A 23,084-nucleotide genomic window follows, 5' to 3' on the forward strand; every position below is an offset into this window, starting at 1 on the left:
TGGTAATATGTGACGATTAGCATATCGTCCGACAAGTACCAATACTTCTAATAGAAGTCTGAAATGTGTACTGACCTTGCCCCTGGAATCCGTATCCCATAACCGAGATCATGAGTTGGCTTGCTTGGGCTGATTAGCAAGCCAGTTTTGCTCGAACCGCACCGGGCTGACGTAGGCCAGTGTCGAATGCAGTCGAGTCCGGTTATACCAAAGCATCCAAGCAATCGTTTCATCCTTTGCCTCCCGCTGAGTCTTGAACTTCTGTCCGTATAACCGTTCCACCTTCAATGATCCAAACAGCGTCTCGCTGCAGGCGTTGTCCCAACAGTTGCCGCGCCGGCTCATTGAACTGGTGATGTCGTACTCCTTGAGCACTTCCCGGAAGTCCTTGCTGGCGTACTGACTGCCGCGGTCGCTATGGAACATCAGGCCAGCCTGCTTGCCCGGATGCCGCTTGAACCATGCCATGCGCAGCGCATCAATGACGATGTCCCGCGTCATTTCCTCTCGTAACGACCAGCCCACTACTTGGCGGCTGAACAGGTCAATCACCACGGCCAGAAACAACCAGCCTTCGTCCGTGGCGATGTACGTGATGTCACCCACCCAGACCTTGTCGGGTGCTGCCACATCGAACTCCCGGTTGAGCAGGTTGGGTGAGATCGCTAGATCGTGATTGCTATCGGTGGTGACCTTGAAGCGCCGCTTTCCCTTGGCACGGATGCCGTGCAACTGCATGAGCTTTTGCACGCGCTCTTTGCCCACACGGATGCCACGGGCAAGCAGCTCCTTCCAGGTGCGTGGCCAGCCGTAGCCGCCTCGCGTCTCGGCATGGATGGCCTTGATGTGCACCAGCAAGGCGTCATCGCTCAGGTGGCGGAGCTGGGCCGGACTGGCCAGTCGCACAAAGTGTTCGTGGTACCCGGCGATGCTCACCCCCAGTACGCGGCACTGTACCGAGATCGGCCATGTGCTGCGGTGGCGCTGGATGAAGGCGTACTTCAAATCGATCCCTTTGCGAAGTACGCCGTCGCTTTTCCCAGAATGTCGCGCTCCATCTTCACACGCGCCAGCTCGGCCCGCAACCGGCTGATCTCCATCTGCTCGGCGCTGACCAATACCTTGCTGTCAGCTCCCTTGAGCTGGCCCTGGCGCTGCGCCTTGACCCAATTGAACAACGTCTGGTCGACCACTCCCAGCGTGCGTGCCGCGGCTGCAATGCTCTGGCCACCTTCGACCAGTCGAACTGCTTCTTGCTTGAATTCGAGCGTGTAGCGCGCTCTTGCTGTCTTCGTCATTTCCGTTCTCCTTGCGTGAATTTACACACTCAGCAAGAGATACGTTTTTCGAGGGCAAGGTCAGTGGGGGGCATGAGTTGGAATCGTTGGTGGGGATGGATGGGGGTGTGTTTTGGATTTCTACCTCTGCGCCTTTGGTACTGCGGTCGCACCCATTTTCTAAAATTCACCCAAACCTAAGCACTCACAATAATATTTCCTGCTGGTGCCAGGGTGCAGGCAACACAACCTACAAAACCCCATGCTGAGGTAGCTTATGGGGTTTTGTAGGTTTCATAGCCCCCACCTGGGGCATTGCTGATTTATCAGCTGCGCTAGGCAGCACTCATTACAACGTCTTTCAGCACTGCCGGGTTGATGGCGTAGCGCTCGCTGGGCCTACCACCCGTCACACCCGTTGGCACTGTTTCCCGGCGCAAATAGTCATAGTCCACAAGCAACTCGGCGGCCTTTCGGACATCAGCTGGCGAACCCAAGCCGGACCAATTTTTCACCGCCACTTGCCGAGCAGTGAAACTGCTGCCTAACACGCTGTCGCGGTCGGTCAATCTTCCCGCCTTGATCTTTGAAAGCAGGGTTTCAGCTCCCTTGGTCTCTGGGGTCGTCGCCGCCGCGTAGAGGCGGCTTGCATGGCTGCGCAGGTAGTCACCCATGGCCAGTGCCCGGATCAGTTCGGCTTCATGGATCACGCAACCGCTGTCAGGTGTGTCAATCAAGGCAAATACAAGCGCTAGCGCTGGTATCAGCTTGCGGTATTTGGCCAGGTGCGAAACCATGGCCGGGTGCAGCAGATCCCCGCGAAGCTCGACTTCAAAGGGAACCAGCCACTCCACAAACAAAGCTTGCGCTGCATCGTTAAAGCGCCAGACAGCTGGCTCAGTCTCGTTTGCCGGTTGTAGTTCGGCCAGGCGATCAAACACTGCGAAGGCGGCTTGCTTTGCTGCAGTGTCGGGGCTTTGGTCAACGTGGATGAATGCGCTTGCTATGTCAGGCCACACAGCCAGACCAAATCGCTGCAACAAACCATCATCTGCGCTCCCCCCCGCAACCGCGCCGCGCACACACTCCTGAATGCGACCCGGTTGAATGTCGCCAATCATTGCCAGACAAACGCGGGGAATATGTACGGTGCCGCGTCCGATCCGATCAAAGGTGTAATCCTGATTGCCGTCATAACTTTGCAACATGAATGCCCGTGCGCCTTCCTGCCCCGGTTTGTCCAGCCCAGTGAGCAGTCCGTAAAGCTCGTCCCGATAGGATAAAGTGCCCCAAGGGTTTTGCTGCATTAACTCACCAAGCTTTTCCACCGTGGCATCGTTCACGATATAGCGCCGAGCCAACGGTTCAGCCGCGGTGACCACAGGCGCCAGCAAAGCACGCGCCGCCACAGGGTCTTTGACTGCAAGGCTTTTGGCTTTCCGCTCGTTGTCGTCGCCCTGCATGGCGGCCACTTTGCAATCAAGTTACCATGCCGCGTTTGCAATTTTCCACGCCTCAGACGCTGCTTCCTGTAGCTTGTTCAAGGGTTTCAAGGATTCACTCAGCGCCGGAGACTTCTTCACGCCGGGCCTGCCCACAACCACGCCCCATAAGTTGGGCACAACCTGCCAGTTGTCCTGGGCTTTGGGTTGCACCACGGCACGTGCACCAATGAGGCTGGACATTGCCACTAACGCTGTCACCGTTGGGAAGTCTGCCGGACATTGCATTCGGTGGGCAATATCCATCACCCAGGGCCGCACAGCTGCGGGTAAGAGGTCTTCGGTAAAGGCCATCACAGGGGGCAACGCATCAGGCAGTGGTGTCGGGGCTGACCACGGCTCTGAATCCGACCAACCATGCATCTGCGCCAACGCATACACACTGAGCAGCCCCAGTGGCTTACTTGCCGAATAGGTCGGATCGCTTGTATCAAATACCGCTACTGCCGTGCCGCCCGTCCTAGCATCCCATTCGACACACAATGCGCGCCCGTGAGCCTCATCAATGCCGCTGGATACATGGCGAAAGGCCATGCCGATGACTTGCTCGGCAGAGTGTTTTGCCAGACAGGCAGTCGCTGGAATAGCAGCAACGGCAGCACGCAAGCGCTGCACGTCTTCGCTCAATGAAGCTGCGTTTGGCATACCGATTGGTACAACAAATTGTCTGGTGAGCATGGCATTACCTGCGATAGCGGGCACAGAACTGAGTGCATCATCAATACACCGCTTGACTGCATCCAGCCCAGAATGCTGGTGCAGGTCGTTGAAGTCGGTTGCCTTCGCTGGCCGGTTGGCTCCAAAGTCAGGTACGGCCAGATAGCCACCAACCGAAGCTGCAGCAACCCTAGCCTTGGTCATACCGGGGTTACCTTTTGTATGATCGTCATCGTCGGCGGCGATGACAATTTTCACGTCGGGATACTGGGCGCGTAAGTCCAGCGCCACCTGTTCCAGATTGCCCGCATTAAAGGCTACGGCTACCGCGTAACCCGTTGCCTCATGTAGGCTCGCACCAGTTGCATACCCCTCACAAATCAGCAGCACACCTGCTGGTCCAGATAAGCAGTGAAAGCACCCCTTTACTTTACCGCCAGTTAAAAACCGCTTGTCGCCATCCGGGGTGATGGTTTGCAGGCTATGCAGTACGCCGGTCGAGTCGTATAAAGGAATAAGCAATCGGGCACCCGATTGTCGGATGTCATAGGGCTGCACACCCTTGGTGGTCAGATACGGGTGGCTGATGCAGGGGGTCGCCGCATCAAACGAATTGGCTGCCAGCACAGCCGCCGATGCATTGCGCTGCGCCTGTTCACTATCGCGCAGTGCTTTCAGGGACTGCACCCGGTCCCGGTGGGCAACAAGCTCTGCCTGCGTCATCGCGCTGGTGAACTTGCTGCACCAGTTCCATTTATTGCCTTCGCGCCAGCAACCAAATACACCTGCTGCCAAACCGTTGAGGTGCAGCACATGCCAGCCTGCATCATCGTCAACCTTGCCGTTAGAACTGAATCGATGTATCTCGCCATCAGCAATAATCTCGTATGGGGGTGTCAGGCCAGCCGCTTCAATTGCTTCCAGAAACGCTTGCTCTGGTGTAAGTGACGTGGCAGAATTCAAATCGCAAGTGTCGGTATCAAAGCCTTCGGTGTCGCAAGCACCGAGGGCTTTTCAATGGTGGTGTGGCTCATAGCTGCGCCCCTTTCTCCGTGCTCAGAAGTTCGGTGCGCTTCGCGTGGAGTGCTGTCACCAGCTCGCGGATATCCGCATCAGTTTTACCTGCCACCCGCGCAGTTGCAATTGCTTGCGCCTCATAGTCGGGCCAGCCTTTTGCACGCTGTCCGATGGCCACCCCAGTAGTGAATAACCCGGCGCGGATTGCGTTGTAAACGCTTGCGTCCGCCCGGTGCCCCAATACCCGCTTAACGTCTGGAAGTCTCAAAATTAACATTGCTTACCCCTTTATGTTTCTCGCTAGCGGTTGCTAGCGATTGGGGGAATTTTTGCAAAATCACCTTAATCAGTCACCGTCAATCGGTGTCACGTTTTGACATTGCGTTTTACTCTGAGGCCTGCAGTGCTATCGGACATGTTGTGCTTTACCGCAAGTTTGGCAACGGCATCTTCATACGTCGTTCCGGCAGACCGTAGCTCGTTCATCTCGAGCCGCATCAAAAACGGTTCAATGTCACTCATCAAGGCAAACGTTCCATGTTCAGCGAAGCTTTGCAATGCGACTAAAAGTGTCTCAACGTCAGTCCCGTAATCGAACACCTGAAATTCCGGTCCATCCTCGGGATTAATGCAATGGCGACCATCAAGACTGGATAGCCCACGAAAGTAGGAGGTAACCAAGCCCGCCGCGCGTGCACGGTCTTCCTTAGAGGCCCTGCGGCCAGTCTTTGCGCTTTTTGCCATGCGTTTCCTTCCTTAACCTCGATTAAGAAGAGCGACGAGTGAGTTTGGTTTTGAGTTCGCCATTGGGGTTCAGCCGAGAGCGGGGCATACCTTTAAAAAATTATGTCGTCTTTAGCTGAATCACGTCAGCGCCCGCTGCCAGCTTGCCCAAATAATCGGCCCATTGCTGGATCATTACAAACCGCTGTTTGATGTACTTGGTTCGGTTATAACTGGTGCCGTTTGCGTCCTTCGTGGCGTGGGCTAGATTCGCCTCGATAACCTGCCAGTCAATATTCAGCTCATCCACCAACATCGTGCGTGCGCTTGCCCGGAACCCGTGCCACGATTGTTCTTTACCAAAACCCAGCGCATAGAGCGCACTGCGTACAGAGTTGTCAGACACCGGCCGGTCATGGCTGCGCTCACCGGGGAACACATAAACACCGTGACCTGTCAGTGGTTGGATGTTGCGGAGCAAGGCCACCGCCTGCGTGGGTAACGGCACGATGTGGGCTTCGCCTTGTTCCTTTTCCAGCTTGGTGCGTTTCATTTTCATGCTGGGGATCGTCCACAGTGCCGCGTCTAAATCCAGCTCTGCCCATTTCATCATGCGCAGGTTGCCGGGTCGTTGGTATAGCAATGGGGTTAGCTGCAAAGCGGTGCGCACTATCAACCCACCTTTGTAGCCCTTGATAGCACGCATCAAACCGCCCATGCGGGCCGGATCAAGGATGGCTGCAAAGTTCTTACCCCGGTAGGGTGTCAACCTGCCTTTAAGCCCTTCGGTGATGTTGCGTTGCTGCACTACCGCCGTGGGTAGCCAGTAGTCCCAAACCTGCCGCGCCAGCATCAATACCCGATCTGCCGTTTCAATCGCGCCACGTTCCTCCACTTTTTGCAGTGCTGACAGTAGATCCAAGGCGTGAATGTCGGTCATGGGCCTGTCGCCGATCCATGGGAACAGGTCACGTTCCAATTGCCGCAATGATCGTTCTGCGTGGCTTTCACTCCATTGAGGTGCCTGTTTGGCGTACCACTCCAAGGCTACAGCCTTGAATGTGTCGCCACCAGTGCGTGTAGTCTTTAGTTTTTCCAATTTGCGGGCTTGCACTGGGTCGGTGCCATTGGACTTGTAGCTTGGCCGCGTCACGGGCTTTTCTTGCCGCTGTCAGGGAAACATCCGGGTAACTGCCAAAAGCCATGCGGCCCTCTTTGCCGTCAAAGTAGGTTTTCCAAAACCAACGCTTTGAACCTGCCGGGCTAACTTCCAGGTACAAGCCCCCCGCATCGGTAAACCGCGCCCGGTTTTTGTCTGAGGGGCATACAGCATGGCGGCATTGGGCATCGGTCAGCATCAGGGTTTCTCCAGTGAAAGCGGGGAACAATTGAAAAAATTGCTGCTTACCCCGGTTTGTTCCCCGCTTTTAGTTTGGCTGTCAATAGTCCACGCTGGTCCCTGCTATCGCATAACATATTGATTTACCAATGAAAAAGGCCTCCGAGTATCGCTACTTGGAGGCCTTTGTCATGCGGTATGGTGGAGCTGGGGGGATTTGAACCCCCGTCCGCAAGCCTTGTTCGGGCAGATCTACATGTTTAGTGGTCTGATTTAAGTCTTGCCACCTGTATCGCGCAGCCACACGCTATAAAGGACGCCAGCACCCTATTGTCTTGCCCCGAGTTAAGGTACCCAACTCAGAACCAGCCGATGTAATTATCTTTACAGCCGGGAGTCGTCAACTTACGTTAAAAACCCCTTGCCCAGCCCATCGGCCTGCTGTTGTAAAGCTCACTGGCAATTAAGCAGCGAGTGCGAAACGTTCGTCGTTTGCAGTTAGTTTTTTTGAATCTGATTTACGAGCGCATTCAGCTCGACATGCACCACACCGCGTCCGAACCCACGTCGAAACCAGTGCAGCCCCAAGCAACCTATTTTAGGCCTACTTCAGCAATTGCAACAGGCCCATGGGCGAATTTATGACGGCGTGCGCTCCCCATAGGCTCGGATCGTTAGATTTCCCCAAATATCCATAGGTCGCGGCCACAGTCGACATACCCGCCGCCAGCCCTGCGACGATGTCCCGCTCATCGTCTCCAACATACATGCACTGCGCTGGGTCTATCCTCATGCGGCGAGCCGCCTCCAGAAGTGGCTCAGGATGGGGCTTGGCGTAAGGTGTTGTGTCGCCACAAATGATTGTTTTTGCGGAATTGAACAGTGGCATCGCTGCGGTTAACGGCTCTGAGAATCGTGAGGATTTGTTGGTGACAACGCCCCATGGCAATCCTTGTACCTGCAAGCTCGAAATCAGCTCAACTACGCCTTCAAAGGCGTAGGTGGATTGGGTCATACAGTTGGCATAATTTATAAAAAATTCCTCTCTTAGCGCGGGAAAATCCAAATGATCGGGGCCAATCGCGAACGCGAGACCGATCATTCCACGGGCACCTGCACCAGCCATGGGGCGATAGTGATCAAGTGGCATCGATGGGAGGCCTCGATCAATGCGCATTTTGTCGACGGCTGCGGCCAAATCCGGCGCGCTGTCAATGAGGGTGCCGTCCAAGTCAAATAGAACGGCTTTTACATCGCCAAATATGGGATTTTCGGTGCTCATTTTTCCGAGTCCATTGGCTTTTGGGTTGCAATCAAATAGTTGACACTCGTGTCCGCACTAAGCCAATAGCGCTGGGTGATGGGGTTGTGCTCCATTCCTTTAGCGTCTCTTAGATCTAGCCCGGCTGAGCGGCAGTAGGCCGCGAGCTCGCTTGGGCGAATCATTTTGGCATATTCGTGAGTACCTTTGGGCAGCAGGTTTAGCACATACTCCGCTCCTAGAACGGCGAACAAAAATGACTTCGCGCTTCGGTTCAATGTTGAAAAAAAGACCCAACCGCCTGGCTTTACCAATGCTGCACAGGCGTGAACAACCGATGATGGGTCGGGAACATGTTCCAGCATTTCCATGCAAGTCACAACATCAAAGCTCTCGGGTTGTTGCTCAGCCAACGCCTCCACACTGATTTTCTGATACTGAATGGTGGGGGTTTGAGCTTCGAGCGCATGCAACTGGGCCACTCTGAGTGCTTTTGCTGCCAGGTCAATTCCCGTTACGCTGGCGCCAGTGTGCGCCATAGAGTCCGCCAGAATTCCGCCACCACACCCAACGTCAAGGACTACCTTTCCGTTCAGTTGCGTTGTCTGGCGGATCCAGTCGAGCCGGAGAGGGTTGATCTGATGCAGCGGCTTGAATTCCCCCTCTTTATCCCACCAGCGATGGGCCAAATCAGAGAATTTTGCCAACTCGGCTGGATCAGCGTTCAATTTTGAAGTCATTGGGTGATTATCCGAAAAATGCGTCGCTCAAACAGGATTGGTGCATTTTCGGAGGCAGAAATAGAAAAAGCCCCGCGGTTGCGGGGCTTTTTAAGGAGGTCTTCTTCAGGCCTGCACGCAAAAGCGTGAATTTTTAGTTGCGAGTACCGACAACTTCAATTTCAACGCGTCGGTTCTTAGAGCGACCGTCACGAGTCTTGTTGTCAGCAACTGGCTGAGCTTCACCCTTGCCTTCGGTGTAAACGCGGTTCTTTTCGATGCCTTTGGACACCAAGTAAGCCTTGACAGCTTCTGAACGCTTGACCGACAGCTTCTGGTTGTAAGCGTCAGCGCCAGTGGCGTCGGTGTGACCCACAGCGATGATGACTTCCAGATTGATGCCCTTGACTTTGCCGACCAAGTCGTCCAACTTGGCTTTGCCTTCTGGCTTCAGAACAGCTTTGTCAAAGTCAAAAAACGCGTCAGATGCGTAAGTAACCTTTGCGGCTGCCACTGGCATTGGCGCTGCTGCTGGCGCAGGAGCGGCGGCCTTTGGAGCCATGGGCTCAGCGGCTTTAGGAGTCACTGGGGCTGGGGCTGCAGCCGGGGCGGCAACGATTGCACCGTCGCAACCAACAGCGGCGGTAGCTGGAGTCCAGCTAGCATCGCGCCAGCACAGGCCGGTACTGTTTTTCCAAGTGTCGCCAGCGGCACTGCGCCAGTTGTCGACAGATTGCGCGCCAGCGGATGTTGCAAGTGCTGCGGTAGCAATCACCATTGCCAATTTATTTAATTTCTTCATGGTTCTCCTTTAGGGGAAAAAAGCCGCAGCAGCGCTGCGAATAACTTGTGGGGCGCCCAACATAAGACATTATGAACGCTTAAGTTATTGTGCCACAGCCAAAATTCTCGTTACTTCCCAACATGCCGTGAATCGATAAACAATGGAAAAGAAAGGAATAATTCCACACACCGTTGCATCGTTACAACAAGCGAGCCCTTTAGAATGTCCTGTTGCTTTTGACATCGTTAGACCAGATCGCCCATGACACAGTTCGCCAAAGAAACCTTGCCCATTAGCCTAGAAGAGGAAATGCGACGCAGCTATCTTGATTACGCCATGAGTGTGATTGTGGGACGCGCATTGCCAGATGCCCGGGATGGTCTCAAGCCTGTTCATCGGCGAGTGCTGTTTGCGATGCACGAATTGAACAACGATTGGAATCGACCCTACAAGAAGTCCGCCCGTATCGTGGGTGACGTCATTGGTAAATACCACCCCCATGGTGACCAATCAGTTTACGACACCATTGTTCGAATGGCACAGGATTTCTCCATGCGGCACATGCTGGTGGATGGCCAGGGCAACTTCGGGTCGGTTGATGGTGATAATGCCGCGGCGATGCGATACACCGAAATTCGGTTGGCAAAAATTGCTCACGAGTTGCTTGCGGACCTGGACAAAGAGACAGTTGATTTCGGGCCAAACTACGATGGATCCGAAAAAGAACCATTGGTGATGCCCGCTCGGCTGCCCAACCTGCTGATCAATGGGTCCGGTGGTATTGCGGTGGGCATGGCCACCAACATTCCCCCGCACAATTTGAATGAGGTAGTCGATGCCTGCCTCCATTTGTTGCGAAATCCCGATGCGAGTATTGATGACTTGATGGAAATCGTCCCGGCGCCTGACTTCCCGACGGCCGGCGTCATTTACGGCATTTCTGGCGTTAAAGATGGCTATCGCACAGGCAGGGGAAAAGTGGTCATGCGAGCCAAGTGCCATTTTGAAGATATTGACCGCGGCCAGAGGCAGGCGATCATCGTGGATGAACTCCCTTATCAGGTCAACAAAAAGACGCTGCAAGAGCGGATGGCTGAGTTGGTGCACGAGAAAAAAATAGAAGGCATCAGCCACATCCAGGACGAGTCCGATAAGTCGGGTATGCGCCTTGTCATCGAATTAAAGCGCGGTGAAGTGCCTGAGGTTGTTCTGAATAATCTGTACAAACAGACGCAGCTGCAGGACACCTTTGGCATGAACATGGTGGCGTTGATTAATGGTCAACCCAAGCTGTGTAACTTGAAAGATCTGGTTGAGGTCTTTTTGCAGCACCGACGTGAGGTGGTCACGAGACGGACGGTTTTCAATCTGCGCAAAGCGCGCGAGCGTGGTCACGTTTTAGAGGGTCTTGCGGTTGCGTTGGCCAATATTGATGACTTCATTGCAATCATTCGCAACGCGCCCACCCCGCCAGTGGCCAAAGTGGAACTGATGAGCAAACCGTGGGATAGCAAGTTGGTGCACGAGATGTTGACGCGAACTCGTGCCGACGGCGGCATGGTGAATGCGGATGACTACCGCCCAGACGGACTTGAAAAGTCTTTCGGTCTGGGGGCTGACGGCTTGTACCGCCTGTCTGACACGCAAGCCCAGGAAATTTTGCAGATGCGCTTGCAGCGTCTGACGGGTCTGGAACAAGACAAAATTGTCACCGAATACAAGCAAGTCATGGACGAAATCGAGGACTTGCTCGACATCTTGGCCACGCCTGAGCGCGTTTCAACCATCATTGGTGAAGAACTCACCGTTATTCGTACTGAGTTTGGTCAAACTAAATTGGGCGCTCGCCGTAGTCTGGTTGAGCACAGCTCATTTGACTTGAGCACCGAGGATCTGATTACGCCGACGGATATGGTGGTAACGCTGTCGCACAGTGGCTACATCAAGAGTCAGCCTCTGAGTGAATACCGGTCGCAAAAACGGGGCGGGCGCGGTAAGCAGGCGACTGCCACTAAAGAAGACGACTGGGTGGATCAGTTGTTCATTGCGAATACGCACGATTACATTTTGTGCTTTAGCAATCGCGGGCGCCTGTACTGGCTCAAAGTTTGGGAAGTGCCACAGGGATCACGCGGTTCCCGCGGTCGGCCCATCGTCAATATGTTTCCCTTGCAGGAGGGCGAGAAGATCAATGTGGTCTTGCCGTTGACGGGCGACAAGCGCACCTTCCCGGCGGATCAGTTTGTCTTCATGGGAACCTCAATGGGGACCGTCAAGAAAACACCGCTGAACGACTTTAGTAATCCACGCAAGGTCGGCATCATTGCCGTCAATCTGGACGAGGGCGACTACCTGATTGGCGCAGCCATCACGGACGGAAAGCATGACGTGATGCTGTTCTCTGATGGCGGCAAAGCCGTGCGCTTTAACGAGGATGAGGTCACCGCTCACGGTCGCCAGTCCCGCGGCGTCAAAGGCATGAACCTCGAAGAAGGCCAGAGCGTCATCGCGATGCTGGTGGCGGAGGATGAGGCGCAGAGTGTCTTGACCGCAACTGAAAATGGCTACGGCAAACGCACCAACATCACCGAGTACACCCGCCACGGGCGAGGAACCAAAGGCATGATCGCGATCCAGCAAAGTGAGCGAAATGGAAAAGTCGTTGCGGCCACTCTGGTACATGCCGACGACGAAATCATGTTGATCACGGACAAAGGCGTGTTGGTGCGGACCCGGGTCAGCGAGATTCGCGAGTTGGGTCGTGCCACGCAAGGCGTGACGCTGATCGGGCTGGATGAAGGCTCCAAGCTCAGCGGCCTGCAGCGTATCGTAGAGAACGACGCCAATCCAGTGCTTGAGGAGAGCGCTGCTGACGGAGAAGCTCCTATTGAGGGTGCGGACGGCGACGTCTGATTGCTATTTTTTTGGTAGCGAATTGTGCAGTTGGCACCTGGGCTAGACGATGTTTTCCTGAATAATGATGAATCGACCTTTTAACTTTTCCGCTGGCCCTGCTGTGATGCCCGAGGAGGTGTTGCGCCAAGCTGCGGAAGAGATGCTGGACTGGCGCGGCAGTGGCATGAGCGTGATGGAGATGAGCCACCGCGGCAAAGAGTTCATTTCCATTTATGAGCAGACTGAGGCTGACTTGCGGGAGTTGCTGGCCGTTCCGCCGGAGTTCAAAATTCTGTTCATGCAAGGTGGCGGGTTGGCGGAAAACGCCATTGTTCCGCTCAACTTATCGCAGGGCGGCGCTATTGATTTGGTCGTGACGGGCAGTTGGAGCCAAAAATCATTGAAAGAGGCCGGTAAGTACTGCGCGGTGCATTTGGCGGCCAGCAATGCTTCGACCGGATACAAAAACCTGCCTGATCCCGGTTCATGGCAGTTGAATGCCGAGGCTGCATATGTTCATATCTGCACCAATGAAACCATTGATGGTGTGGAGTTTCATACCTTGCCCGACTTGAAGGCGCTGGGCAGCAAGGCCCCTTTGGTCATCGATTTTTCGTCCCATGTTGCTTCGCGTCCCGTGGACTGGACCCGAGTCGGACTTGCGTTTGGTGGTGCCCAGAAAAATCTTGGGCCGGCCGGGCTGACGCTGGTGGTTGTGCGTGAAGATCTTCTGGGACATGCGCTCCAGGCGTGCCCGAGTGCCTTCAATTATCAGATGGTGGCCGACAACCAGTCGATGTTCAATACACCTCCTACCTACGCTATATACATGGCTGGGTTGGTGTTTCAATGGCTCAAGCGTCAGGGCGGCATCGCTGCCGTAGAAGCGCGCAATATCGCCAAAGCGAAATTGCTGTACAGCGCTATTGACGGGTCCCAGCTATACACCAACAAGGTGGATCCTGAGTGCCGCTCACGGATGAATATCCCTTTCTACTTGCGAGATGAAAGCCTGAATGAAGCGTTTTTGACCGGCGCCCGCGCACAAGGCTTGTTGCAATTGAAGGGGCATAAATCGGTAGGTGGCATGCGAGCCAGCCTTTACAACGCAATGCCGGTGAGGGGTGCTCAGGCTTTGGTCGACTACCTTAGGGAATTTGAGAAGAAAAGCGCTTGAAGCATGACCAACTTACCATCCAACTTACCTGATTTGGCGGACCTTCGGGTTCAAATTGACGGCATCGATCGACAACTGCTTTCGCTCCTCAATCAACGGGCTTTGGTGGCTGAGCAGGTGGGTGAAGTCAAAAAAAGGGACGGTACGGCATTTTTCCGGCCTGATCGGGTGGCGCAAGTCATCGACAAAATTCAGACGGCCAACCCCGGGCCATTGAAGAACTCCCATGTCACCGCGATCTGGCGTGAAATCATGTCGGCCTGTCTAGCCCTTGAAGCACCACAACGCGTCGCGGTTCTCGGCCCTGTAGGGACCTTTTGTGAGCAAGCGGCTGTGGAGTTCTTTGGTGGCGCAGCGGACTTGATCTACTGCGCTAATTTTGATGAGGTCTTTCACGCGACCGCGGCCGGAAGCGCTCAGTATGGTGTTGTGGGTGTCGAAAACTCGACCGAAGGGGTCGTCACCCGTTCGCTCGATCTGTTTCTGCACACCCCTACCCATGTGGTGGGTGAAGTCAGCCTTTTGGTTCGACACAACCTCCTGCGTGTCAGTAATTCGCTGGAGGGCATTGAGGTGGTGATGGCACATCCTCAGGCCTTGGCGCAGTGTCAGGGCTGGTTGTCAAAGCACCTTCCGCATGCGGAGCGCCGTCCGGTGTCCAGCAACGCCGAAGGGGCCAAACTTGCAACGACCAATCCGGCGTGGGCGGCACTGGCCAGCGACCGGGCAGCGACGCAGTTCGGTTTGCACATAGCCTCCCATGCCATCCAAGACGATGCCTACAACCGCACGCGGTTTGCGATCATCTGCCTGCCTCAAACGCTGGGAACGCCACCGCCTTCTGACAATGACTGCACTGGACTGATCGTGTCAGTCCCAAATCAACCTGGCGCCGTTCATGATCTGTTGGTGCCTCTAAAGGCCAATGGGGTGTCTATGACTCGCTTTGAGTCACGCCCGGCACGAACAGGGCAGTGGGAATACTATTTCTACATTGATATTCAGGGACACCCGTCACAACCCCACGTTGCCAAGGCGCTCAAGGAATTGAGAAGTTTGTGTGCTTTCTACAAAGTGTTGGGTACCTACCCGGTTGTCAACTGATGCCAACCTTCCAAAGGAAACCGAATGTTTGAACAACTCGGCCTGATCGGATGCGGGCTGATGGGCGGCTCATTTGCCTTGGCCTTGAAGCGTGCTGGCCTGGTGAAGCGAGTGGTTGGATACAGCAAGTCACCGTCCACGACTGACCGTGCACGCCAGTTGGGTGTGATTGATATCGAGGCGCCGTCGGCATTGCTGGCCGTTTCTGGCGCCGACATTGTCTTGATTGCGGTCCCTGTTGCCGCAACCGAAGCCACTTTCAAGGCAATCAAACATCTGGTGACGCCGCAAATGCTCGTCATGGATGTTGGCTCCACCAAAAGAGATGTGATTGACGCCGGTCGCCGCGCACTTCGCGAGCAGGTGGGTTCGTTTGTTCCTGCCCACCCGATTGCGGGCCGGGAGGTCTCTGGGGTCGAGTATGCAGACGCTGATCTCTACGTGGGCAAACAAGTCATCCTGACCCCAATCGAGCGAACGTTGACCGTTCAGCTTCAGAAGGCGGTTGATGTCTGGTCTGCGCTGGGTTGCCGCGTGGTCAAAATGTCGCCGGAAGCTCATGACGCGGCTTTTGCGGCTGTGAGCCATCTTCCTCACCTGCTGTCGTTCGCCTTGATGAATGCCATTTCGGGCCAGGATCACGGTAAAGATTATTTGTCGTTGGCCGGCCCAGGGTTTAGGGATTTCACACGCATTGCGGCCGGTGACCCCAAAGTTTGGCGCGACATCATGCTGTCGAACCGCGAAGAGCTATTGGCTCAGACCAAAATATTCCAACGCAATCTTCAGGCTCTAGAGCTGATGATTACCAGTGGCAATGGTGATGCCCTAGAGGGGTTGATCGAGCAGGCCAGTTTGACTCGGGCCAATTGGCGCATGTCTCAAAATCAAAAATAATGTTTTCCACGCAATTCCTCGACATTCCGCCGCTTGATGAGGCGCAGGGCAAACTGGTCTTGCCGGGCTCCAAAAGCATTTCCAATCGCCTGTTGCTGCTGGCTGCTTTGGCCGAAGGCACCACAACCTTGCACGACCTGCTGGACTCGGACGACACACGCGTGATGTTGAACGCGTTGGCGTCGCTGGGTTGCGTGGTGCGTCAACAAGGCTCATCGGTTGAAATCGATGGAATGGCCGGGCGGCTGGCTCAATCCGGTGCTGATTTGTTCATGGGAAATGCAGGTACCGCGATCCGACCACTTACTGCCGCGCTGGCAGTTTTGGGCGGAAACTTCAAGCTGCACGGTGTGCCCCGCATGCACGAGCGACCTATTGGCGACTTGGTGGACGCGCTGCGTCAATTGGGCTGTCAGATTGACTACCAAGGCCAAGAAGGTTACCCACCGCTGCTGATCGGTAACCCGGTGTTGACCCTTCAAGCTCCTATTCGCGTGCGTGGCGATGTCTCTAGCCAGTTTTTGACCGCGTTGTTGATGGCATTGCCCTTGGTCGCTGAGCAAGACATCGTGATTGAGGTTGTCGGAGAGCTGATTTCTCGCCCGTATATCGAAATTACCCTCAATCTTTTGGCGCGCTTTGGGGTGCCTATCTCACGCGAGGGCTGGCAACGTTTCACCATCCCCGCGGGTTGTAAGCTCCGCTCGCCAGGAGCACTCTTCGTCGAGGCAGATGCTTCATCTGCTAGTTATTTCATAGCGCTTGGCGCAATTGCATCAACGGAATCTAAGGGAAATTCCATTCGAATTGAAGGCGTGGGCTTGGATTCAATTCAGGGCGACATTCGCTTCATTGATGCGGCCAAGCTGATGGGCGCTGAAATACAGGGTGGTCCCAATTGGCTGGAAGTTACGCGTGGTGCATGGCCATTGAAGGCCATTGACCTCGATTGCAATCACATACCAGATGCGGCAATGACGCTGGCGGTGATGGCCTTGTATGCCGATGGGACGACCACATTGCGCAATATTGCCAGTTGGCGGGTCAAGGAAACCGACCGAATTTCCGCCATGGCAACCGAGTTGCGGAAGTTGGGCGCCATCGTGGAAGAGGGCGCGGATTTCATTCAAGTGACGCCGCCGGCCAGTGCGGCTGATTGGAAGGCCGCCAGCATTCACACCTATGACGACCACCGCGTGGCCATGTGTTTTTCGCTGGCCGCATTCAATCCGGGTCGGTTGCCTGTAAGAATTGAAGACCCGAAGTGCGTCGCCAAGACATATCCAGATTATTTTGAGGCCCTGTTTTCGCTGAGTCAGAGTTCAACAGTTGAGGTACCCGTGATTTGCGTGGATGGTCCAACGGCGTCCGGCAAAGGCACACTGGCTGCCGTCCTGGCCAAGGAACTCGGTTATCACTTTTTGGACTCTGGCTCGTTGTACCGCGTCACGGCGTTGGCTGCACTACAAAAGGGCCTCGCACTGGACGCGCGCGCTGAGGACTCCATTGTCGATTTGCTCCAGTCGTTGGATATTCAATTCACAGACGGACGAGTTTGGGTCAACGGGCAGGATGTGAGCGACGCCATTCGGACGGAGCAGGCTGGCATGAATGCCTCCAAGGTCTCCGTTTTCCCCAAAGTCCGTCATGCTCTGATTGATTTGCAGCATCGCTTTCGACGATTGCCTGGTCTTGTGGCAGACGGGCGAGATATGGGTACGATTATTTTCCCCGATGCCTCATTGAAGGTTTTCCTGACGGCAAGTGCTGAACGGCGTGGCGAGCGGCGCTATAAGCAGTTGATTTCAAAGGGGAATTCAGCTACACTTGCTGACCTTCGGGCTGACTTGGAAGCGCGCGACTCACGGGATGCATCCCGCGCCATCGCCCCTCTCAAGCCCGCACAAGATGCCAAGCTACTGGATAACTCGGATTTGACGGTTGAGAAATCGCTTCAACTCGTGTTGACCTGGTGGCAGGGCCAGCAGCCATTCAAATCAGTTTGAATGGCTAAAAGCAGAAATTAAGTCTTCTGCATCGACCCACGCAAGTCCTCTCGCACAGCTCATGTGCTCTGCCTGCGTGGTTCTTTTAACTAACCCCGCGGATTTATATCCGCACGAGAAAAAAATGTCCGAATCATTTGCAGCCCTATTTGAAGAGTCCCTAACGCGCACAGAAATGCGCCCGGGCGAAGTTATCACTGCTGAAGTGGTACGTATCGAGCACAGTTTTGTTGTGGTCAATGCTGGCCTGAAATCTGAAGCCTACGTGCCGCTTGAAGAATTCAAGAGTGACAAGGGCGAGATCGAAGTTCAAGTCGGTGACTTTGTTTCGGTGGCCATTGGTTCCATTGAAAACGGCTACGGCGATACCATTTTGTCCCGCGACACAGCCAAGCGTTTGGCTTCGTGGATGAGCTTGGAAAAAGCCCTGGAAACCGGCGAATTTGTGACTGGTACGACCAGCGGCAAAGTCAAGGGTGGCCTGACCGTTCTGGTCAATGGCATCCGCGCCTTCCTGCCTGGTTCATTGGTGGACACGCGTCCTACCAAGGACCTCTCTCCGTACGAGAACAAGACCCTGGAATTCAAGGTTATCAAGCTCGACCGGAAGCGAAATAACGTGGTGTTGTCACGTCGTGCCGTGGTCGAAGCCAGCATGGGCGAAGAGCGCGCCAAGCTGATGCAGACCCTGAAAGAAGGCTCCGTGGTTCAAGGTGTGGTCAAGAACATCACCGAATACGGCGCATTCGTGGACTTGGGCGGTATCGACGGCCTGTTGCACATCACCGACATGGCATGGCGCCGTGTCCGTCACCCATCTGAAGTGGTGACAGCTGGTCAGGAAATCACAGCCAAGATCCTGAAATTTGACACCGAGAAAAACCGCGTGTCTCTGGGTCTGAAGCAAATGGGTGATGATCCTTGGATGGGCGTGAACCGTCGCTACCCACAGGGTACCCGCATGTTTGGCAAGATCACCAACATCGCTGACTACGGCGCATTTGTTGAACTCGAGCCAGGAATCGAAGGTTTGGTGCACGTGTCCGAAATGGACTGGACCAACAAGAACGTTGCTCCTTCGAAGATCGTTGCCCTGGGTGACGAAGTCGAAGTCATGGTTCTGGAAATCGACGAAGACAAGCGTCGCATCTCTTTGGGCATGAAGCAGTGCAAGGCCAACCCATGGCAAGAGTTCGCTCAGAACACCAAGCGCGGTGACCGCGTGAAGGGCCCAATCAAGTCGATCACCGACTTCGGCGTTTTCGTGGGTCTGGCTGCCGGCATCGACGGCTTGGTTCACCTGTCTGATCTGTCTTGGAACGAAGCGGGTGAAGCTGCTGTTCGCGAGTACAAAAAAGGCCAGGAAGTGGAAGCTCTGGTGTTGGCTGTTGACGTGGACCGTGAACGTATCTCCTTGGGAATCAAGCAGTTGGATTCCGATCCTTTCACTACCTTTGCCACGATCAATGACAAAGGTCAGATCGTGACCGGCAAGGTCAAGACTGTGGATGCCAAAGGCGCTGAAGTGGATCTGGGTGACGACATCATCGGTTACCTGCGCGCCAGCGAAATCTCCCGCGACCGCGTGGAAGATGCACGCAACGTGCTCAAAGAAGGTGACGAAGTCACGGCTGTAGTGGTCAATGTGGATCGCAAGACCCGCAACATCCAGTTGTCGATCAAGGCGAAGGACGCTGCTGACCAAAACGAAGCCATGTCTTCGTTGAGCCAGCAGTCTGCCCGCGAGAACGCAGGCACCACCAGCTTGGGTGCTTTGTTGCGCGCTAAACTGGACAACAACGAGAAGTAAAAAAACTCGTTGTCATGCCAGAGTTGATCTGGCATCCTGACACTGCGCCGAACGCGAAAGCGCTCGGCGCAGATTCATTTCTGGGCAGCTAAATTGTCAATGACACAAACCAATGACGCGTTCTGATCTTGTTGAAGAGTTGGCGGCCCGATTCAGCCAACTGACACACCGCGACGCGGAGTTTGCGGTCAAGGCGATTCTTGACGCCATGAATGACTCGCTGGTTCGTGGAAACCGAATTGAAATTCGGGGGTTTGGAAGTTTTTCCATCAATCATCGTCCACCGCGCATGGGGAGAAATCCTCGAAATGGAGAGAGCGTGGCGATTCCCGAAAAACGTGTTCCGCATTTCAAACCGGGCAAGGCCTTGCGAGAAGCTGTTGATCAACGAACAGCTCAACTTGAACAAGACAAGCAGGTTTGATTCGGCCATTCCATTTTGTGTTGGCCTACCGGCCGTTAGAATCACGCTTCACTGGGAAGATCAATGAACAAGCTCATATGGCTGCTTAAGTGGACACTTAAGGCGGCCATTTTTTTTACCCTTTTCGCTTTTGCGCTGAACAATCAGCAAGAGGCAACCGTGCACTTCTTTTTTGGCACGCGCTGGCACGCACCTCAGGTCCTGATTGTGTTAATTGTTTTTGCGATTGGTGTCGCGGTGGGCGCTCTCGGTATGGTGCCAAGGTGGTGGAAAAACAACCGAGCCGAGTCGCGTGCCGTGGTGCAACCCGAGTCGGCCGCACCCCTCAATTCTCCCGCTTCGGCTACCTTTCCTGCCATCCATGAACTTTGATTTGAGTTGGATACTTCTGGGGCTTCCATTCGCCTTTGTGCTGGGGTGGATTGCCTCACGCATGGATATACGCCAGCTGCGCTTTGAGAACCAACAGGCACCCAAAGCCTATTTCAAAGGGTTGAATTTTTTGCTCAATGAGCAGCAAGACGAAGCCATTGATGCATTTATTGAGGCCGTTCAAAATGACCCAGATACATCCGAACTGCACTTTGCGCTGGGCAATTTGTTCCGGCGCCGCGGTGAATACGAGCGTGCCGTTCGCGTTCACGAACATCTCTTGTCCAGAGGTGACCTGAGTTTGGCGGACCGCCAAAGAGCCCAACATGCACTCGCTCTGGACTATCTGAAAGCGGGATTGCTGGACCGGGCAGAGGCAGCCTTACTCAAATTGGAAGGCACCCCTTTTGAGGCGCAGGCTCGCCTTTCCCTGTTGGCCAGTTATGAGCGTAGCCGAGATTGGCCGCAGGCGGCATTGGTTGCACAAAAGCTGGACGCGTCAAAAAAAGGCAATTTCCAGGGGCGACTTGCCCACTATCTGTGTGAGAAAGCGGCCACTTCTATTACGCAGCAGCGACCCGAAGATGCAGTGGCCGCTTTGAACGAAGCAATCGCGACAGCGCCTGAAGCGGCCCGCCCCCGTCTTGATCTTGCTCGGCTTCTTAGCAATCAGGGTAACGCACAGGCGGCGTACGCCACCCTTGCAATGGCCATTGACGCATCCCCCTCAGCAATCCCTCTCATTGCCAGTCCATTGGCTGAATACGCGTTTAGCGCGGGTCAAACCACTGACGCACTGCAATTACTGAGAACCAATTACGAAGCGGCGCCGTCGCTGGATGTATTGGATGCGATTGTGTTGCTCCAAGCGTCCTCCGACGCGGCCTCGCCGACGCCACGCGATTGGTATGTTCGTCATCTGGAGCGTGAACCTTCGCTGGTGGCGGCTGCCAAGTGGATTGCGGGGGAAAAATTGGAGCATGAACAGTTTCACCCGCAGGTTCAACGCGCACTGGATCACGCCGTGAAGCCGTTGACGCGATACCGTTGCGCCGCTTGTGGCTTTGAAGCCAAGCAACATTTTTGGCAATGCCCGGGTTGCCAGACCTGGGACAGTTACCCCGCTCGACGGGTCGAAGAGTTATGACTGAGACATCTGAATTCATGAACATTTCCCTTGAGAATCTCAATCGATCACGTGTCCTTGTGGTCGGTGATGTGATGCTTGACCGCTATTGGTATGGCGCGGTGGACCGAATTTCCCCGGAGGCTCCGGTGCCTGTGGTCCGTGTGACCCATGAGGAAGAGCGCAATGGCGGTGCAGCCAATGTGGCTTACAACGTGGTGACATTGGGTGCCCAGGCTTCACTGCTCACAGTGGTGGGTGACGACGAGGCCAGCCACAAGTTGGAGGCGCTTGTCGCCGGCACGGGCATACAGACGTTCTTTGGTCGAGATCCGGAGTTGAAGACAACAGTCAAGTTGCGGGTGATTGGTCGACAGCAGCAATTGTTGCGAATGGACTTTGAAAACACGCCAAAGACAGAAGTTTTGGCGTCCCAGACGGCCCGATTTTCTGCGCTGCTGCCGGAGCACGATGCCATTTTATTTTCTGATTACGGCAAGGGCGGCTTGGCGCATGTCAGCGACATGATTGCAGGGGCCCGCGCTGCCAAAAAAACCATTTTGATCGACCCCAAAGGATCGAACTTTTCACGCTACAAGAATGCCAGTGTGATCACTCCCAACCGGGCGGAGTTGCAACTGGTGATCGGGGGGTGGGCCGATGAAGAGGAATTGCAAGTCAAGGCTCAAAACTTGCGGGAACAACTGGGGCTGGACGCCTTGCTGCTGACTCGCAGCGAAGAAGGCATGACCTTGTTTGATGACCAGGGGCAATTGACGGTGAGTGCTCACGCATTGGAAGTGTTTGATGTGACTGGTGCGGGCGATACGGTGATTGCCACACTGGCCGCGCTGGTGGGCGCCGGCATGAGCATGCGCGATGCCCTGCCGTGGGCGAACAAGGCAGGGGGCATTGTGGTGGGCAAGTTTGGAACCGCCACCGTTTCTTATGAGGAGTTGTTTTCATGACCCGAATCGTTGTAACGGGCGCCGCTGGCTTCATCGGCAGCAATATCATCAAAGGCCTGAATGCCCGCGGCATTGACGACATCATTGCCGTCGATGACTTGACGCAAGGCGACAAGTTTCTCAATCTTGCTGATCTCAGGATTTCGGACTATGTTGACGCCAGTGTTTTTTACGAGCATTTTGCGCAAGGCTGCTACGGTCAAATTGAGGCTGTCTTCCACGAAGGTGCTTGCAGTGACACCATGGAGAGCAATGGCAAGTACATGATGGACAACAACTACACGCTGTCGTGCAGTCTGTTCCAGTCTTGCCAGAAGCGTGGCGCCCGCCTACTCTATGCCTCCAGCGCCGCGACCTATGGCGGCTCGGAGACCTTCAAGGAAGATCCCTTGTTTGAGCGTCCACTCAATGTCTATGGCTATTCCAAACTGCTGTTTGACCAGCGCATGCGTCGCGAATGTGGCGCCAATTTTCAAAGAGCCCACTCGGGAAAACTGGGGCAAGTTGTTGGTTTTCGCTATTTCAATGTCTACGGACCGCGTGAGCAGCACAAAGGGCGCATGGCCAGCGTTGCCTTCCATCAATTCAACCAGTTTGTCAAAGATGGCAAGGTCAAATTGTTTGGCAGCTACGGGGGTTACGCGCCGGGTGCGCAAATGCGTGACTTTGTATTCATTGACGACGTTGTTGCGGTGAATCTCTGGTTTTTTGACAACCCCGCGCAATCGGGCATATTCAACCTGGGAACCGGCAGAGCTCAACCCTTCAATGACGTCGCTTCATCGGTTGTGAATGCCATGCGTGAACTCAAGGGTGAGGCCGCACTGCCACTGGAGTCCATCGTTGGCGCCGGTTTGATCGACTACATCGACTTTCCTGAGGCCTTGCGTGGCAAGTATCAGTGTTACACCCAGGCTGACATCAGCGCATTGCGTTCCGTTGGGTGTGATCATGTTTTCTCGGATGTGAAAACGGGTGTGGGCAAATATATTGCCGAAATGGCAGGCGCCGTTTGAGCTCGGTGAA

Annotated in this window: 19 protein-coding genes, 1 other RNA gene and 1 pseudogene; 11 read left to right on the top strand and 10 right to left on the bottom strand. The window is 54.8% G+C overall.

From position 1 onward, the window contains the following. Positions 1–108 precede the first annotated feature (108 nt). From J8G15_RS00515 to ompA, 10 genes and pseudogenes are all read right to left on the bottom strand, one after another. A protein-coding gene (locus tag J8G15_RS00515; protein WP_210542005.1) for an IS3 family transposase occupies positions 109–1,298 on the bottom strand; the annotation gives its coding sequence in 2 pieces (ribosomal slippage) (positions 109–1,040 and positions 1,040–1,298; 1,191 coding nt in all). Positions 1,299–1,612: 314 nt separating this feature from the next. Then, positions 1,613–4,159, bottom strand: a pseudogene (locus tag J8G15_RS21330) (DUF3987 domain-containing protein). A 307-nt stretch (positions 4,160–4,466) separates the two neighbouring features. Next, a complete protein-coding gene (locus tag J8G15_RS00530) occupies positions 4,467–4,730 on the bottom strand; it encodes an AlpA family transcriptional regulator (protein WP_210545205.1) in 264 nt (87 codons plus the stop codon). Positions 4,731–4,819: 89 nt separating this feature from the next. After that, on the bottom strand, positions 4,820–5,197 hold the full coding sequence (locus J8G15_RS00535) for a hypothetical protein (RefSeq protein WP_210545207.1): 378 nt from the start codon (positions 5,195–5,197) through the stop codon (positions 4,820–4,822). A 100-nt stretch (positions 5,198–5,297) separates the two neighbouring features. Next, positions 5,298–6,116 (bottom strand): tyrosine-type recombinase/integrase, encoded by an 819-nt coding sequence (locus tag J8G15_RS00540; RefSeq protein WP_370627459.1) that lies wholly within the window; start codon positions 6,114–6,116, stop codon positions 5,298–5,300. A 67-nt stretch (positions 6,117–6,183) separates the two neighbouring features. Further along, positions 6,184–6,534, bottom strand: coding sequence for an Arm DNA-binding domain-containing protein (locus J8G15_RS21960; protein WP_370627460.1), 351 nt, complete (start codon positions 6,532–6,534; stop codon positions 6,184–6,186). 180 nt (positions 6,535–6,714) lie between these two features. Beyond that, positions 6,715–7,101: a transfer-messenger RNA gene (gene ssrA / locus J8G15_RS00545) on the bottom strand. 18 nt (positions 7,102–7,119) lie between these two features. After that, entirely contained in the window at positions 7,120–7,797 is a 678-nt protein-coding gene (locus tag J8G15_RS00550; protein ID WP_370627461.1) for an HAD-IA family hydrolase, read from the bottom strand. After that, entirely contained in the window at positions 7,794–8,516 is a 723-nt protein-coding gene (ubiG, locus tag J8G15_RS00555) for a bifunctional 2-polyprenyl-6-hydroxyphenol methylase/3-demethylubiquinol 3-O-methyltransferase UbiG (protein ID WP_210545209.1), read from the bottom strand. Before ubiG ends, J8G15_RS00550 begins: the two co-directional genes overlap by 4 nt. A 133-nt stretch (positions 8,517–8,649) precedes the next feature. Beyond that, positions 8,650–9,297: an outer membrane protein OmpA gene (ompA, locus tag J8G15_RS00560; protein WP_210545210.1), complete on the bottom strand. Its 648-nt coding sequence runs from the start codon at positions 9,295–9,297 to the stop codon at positions 8,650–8,652. Between the two features lie 243 nt (positions 9,298–9,540). Here ompA and gyrA point away from each other — a divergent pair, with 243 nt between their 5' ends. From gyrA to rfaD, 11 genes are all read left to right on the top strand, one after another. Then, positions 9,541–12,192 carry a DNA gyrase subunit A gene (gene gyrA / locus J8G15_RS00565; RefSeq protein WP_210545212.1) on the top strand — a complete coding sequence of 884 codons (2,652 nt, stop codon included), beginning with the start codon at positions 9,541–9,543 and terminating at the stop codon, positions 12,190–12,192. Between the two features lie 67 nt (positions 12,193–12,259). Further along, a complete protein-coding gene (gene serC, locus J8G15_RS00570) occupies positions 12,260–13,351 on the top strand; it encodes a 3-phosphoserine/phosphohydroxythreonine transaminase (protein ID WP_210545214.1) in 1,092 nt (363 codons plus the stop codon). A 3-nt stretch (positions 13,352–13,354) separates the two neighbouring features. Next, a complete protein-coding gene (gene pheA / locus J8G15_RS00575; RefSeq protein WP_210545216.1) occupies positions 13,355–14,455 on the top strand; it encodes a prephenate dehydratase in 1,101 nt (366 codons plus the stop codon). A gap of 24 nt (positions 14,456–14,479) precedes the next feature. After that, positions 14,480–15,352, top strand: coding sequence for a prephenate dehydrogenase/arogenate dehydrogenase family protein (locus J8G15_RS00580; RefSeq protein WP_210545219.1), 873 nt, complete (start codon positions 14,480–14,482; stop codon positions 15,350–15,352). Further along, positions 15,352–17,358, top strand: a complete 2,007-nt coding sequence (locus J8G15_RS00585) for a bifunctional 3-phosphoshikimate 1-carboxyvinyltransferase/cytidylate kinase (RefSeq protein WP_210545220.1) — start codon at positions 15,352–15,354, stop codon at positions 17,356–17,358. Before J8G15_RS00580 ends, J8G15_RS00585 begins: the two co-directional genes overlap by 1 nt. Before the next feature lie 124 nt (positions 17,359–17,482). Then, positions 17,483–19,168, top strand: a complete 1,686-nt coding sequence (gene rpsA, locus J8G15_RS00590; protein ID WP_210545222.1) for a 30S ribosomal protein S1 — start codon at positions 17,483–17,485, stop codon at positions 19,166–19,168. Between the two features lie 112 nt (positions 19,169–19,280). After that, on the top strand, positions 19,281–19,592 hold the full coding sequence (locus tag J8G15_RS00595; protein ID WP_210545224.1) for an integration host factor subunit beta: 312 nt from the start codon (positions 19,281–19,283) through the stop codon (positions 19,590–19,592). Between the two features lie 63 nt (positions 19,593–19,655). Next, positions 19,656–19,964, top strand: coding sequence for a lipopolysaccharide assembly LapA domain-containing protein (locus J8G15_RS00600; RefSeq protein ID WP_210545227.1), 309 nt, complete (start codon positions 19,656–19,658; stop codon positions 19,962–19,964). Continuing rightward, a complete protein-coding gene (lapB, locus tag J8G15_RS00605; protein WP_210545229.1) occupies positions 19,954–21,111 on the top strand; it encodes a lipopolysaccharide assembly protein LapB in 1,158 nt (385 codons plus the stop codon). Before J8G15_RS00600 ends, lapB begins: the two co-directional genes overlap by 11 nt. A 17-nt stretch (positions 21,112–21,128) precedes the next feature. Continuing rightward, a complete protein-coding gene (gene rfaE1, locus J8G15_RS00610; RefSeq protein ID WP_210545231.1) occupies positions 21,129–22,058 on the top strand; it encodes a D-glycero-beta-D-manno-heptose-7-phosphate kinase in 930 nt (309 codons plus the stop codon). Next, positions 22,055–23,074, top strand: a complete 1,020-nt coding sequence (gene rfaD, locus J8G15_RS00615) for an ADP-glyceromanno-heptose 6-epimerase (RefSeq protein WP_210545233.1) — start codon at positions 22,055–22,057, stop codon at positions 23,072–23,074. The genes rfaE1 and rfaD overlap by 4 nt, the downstream gene beginning before the upstream one ends. Positions 23,075–23,084: the final 10 nt, after the last annotated feature.

It is taken from the genome of Rhodoferax sp. PAMC 29310 (genome assembly GCF_017948265.1).
Taxonomy (GTDB): Bacteria; Pseudomonadota; Gammaproteobacteria; order Burkholderiales; family Burkholderiaceae_C; genus Rhodoferax.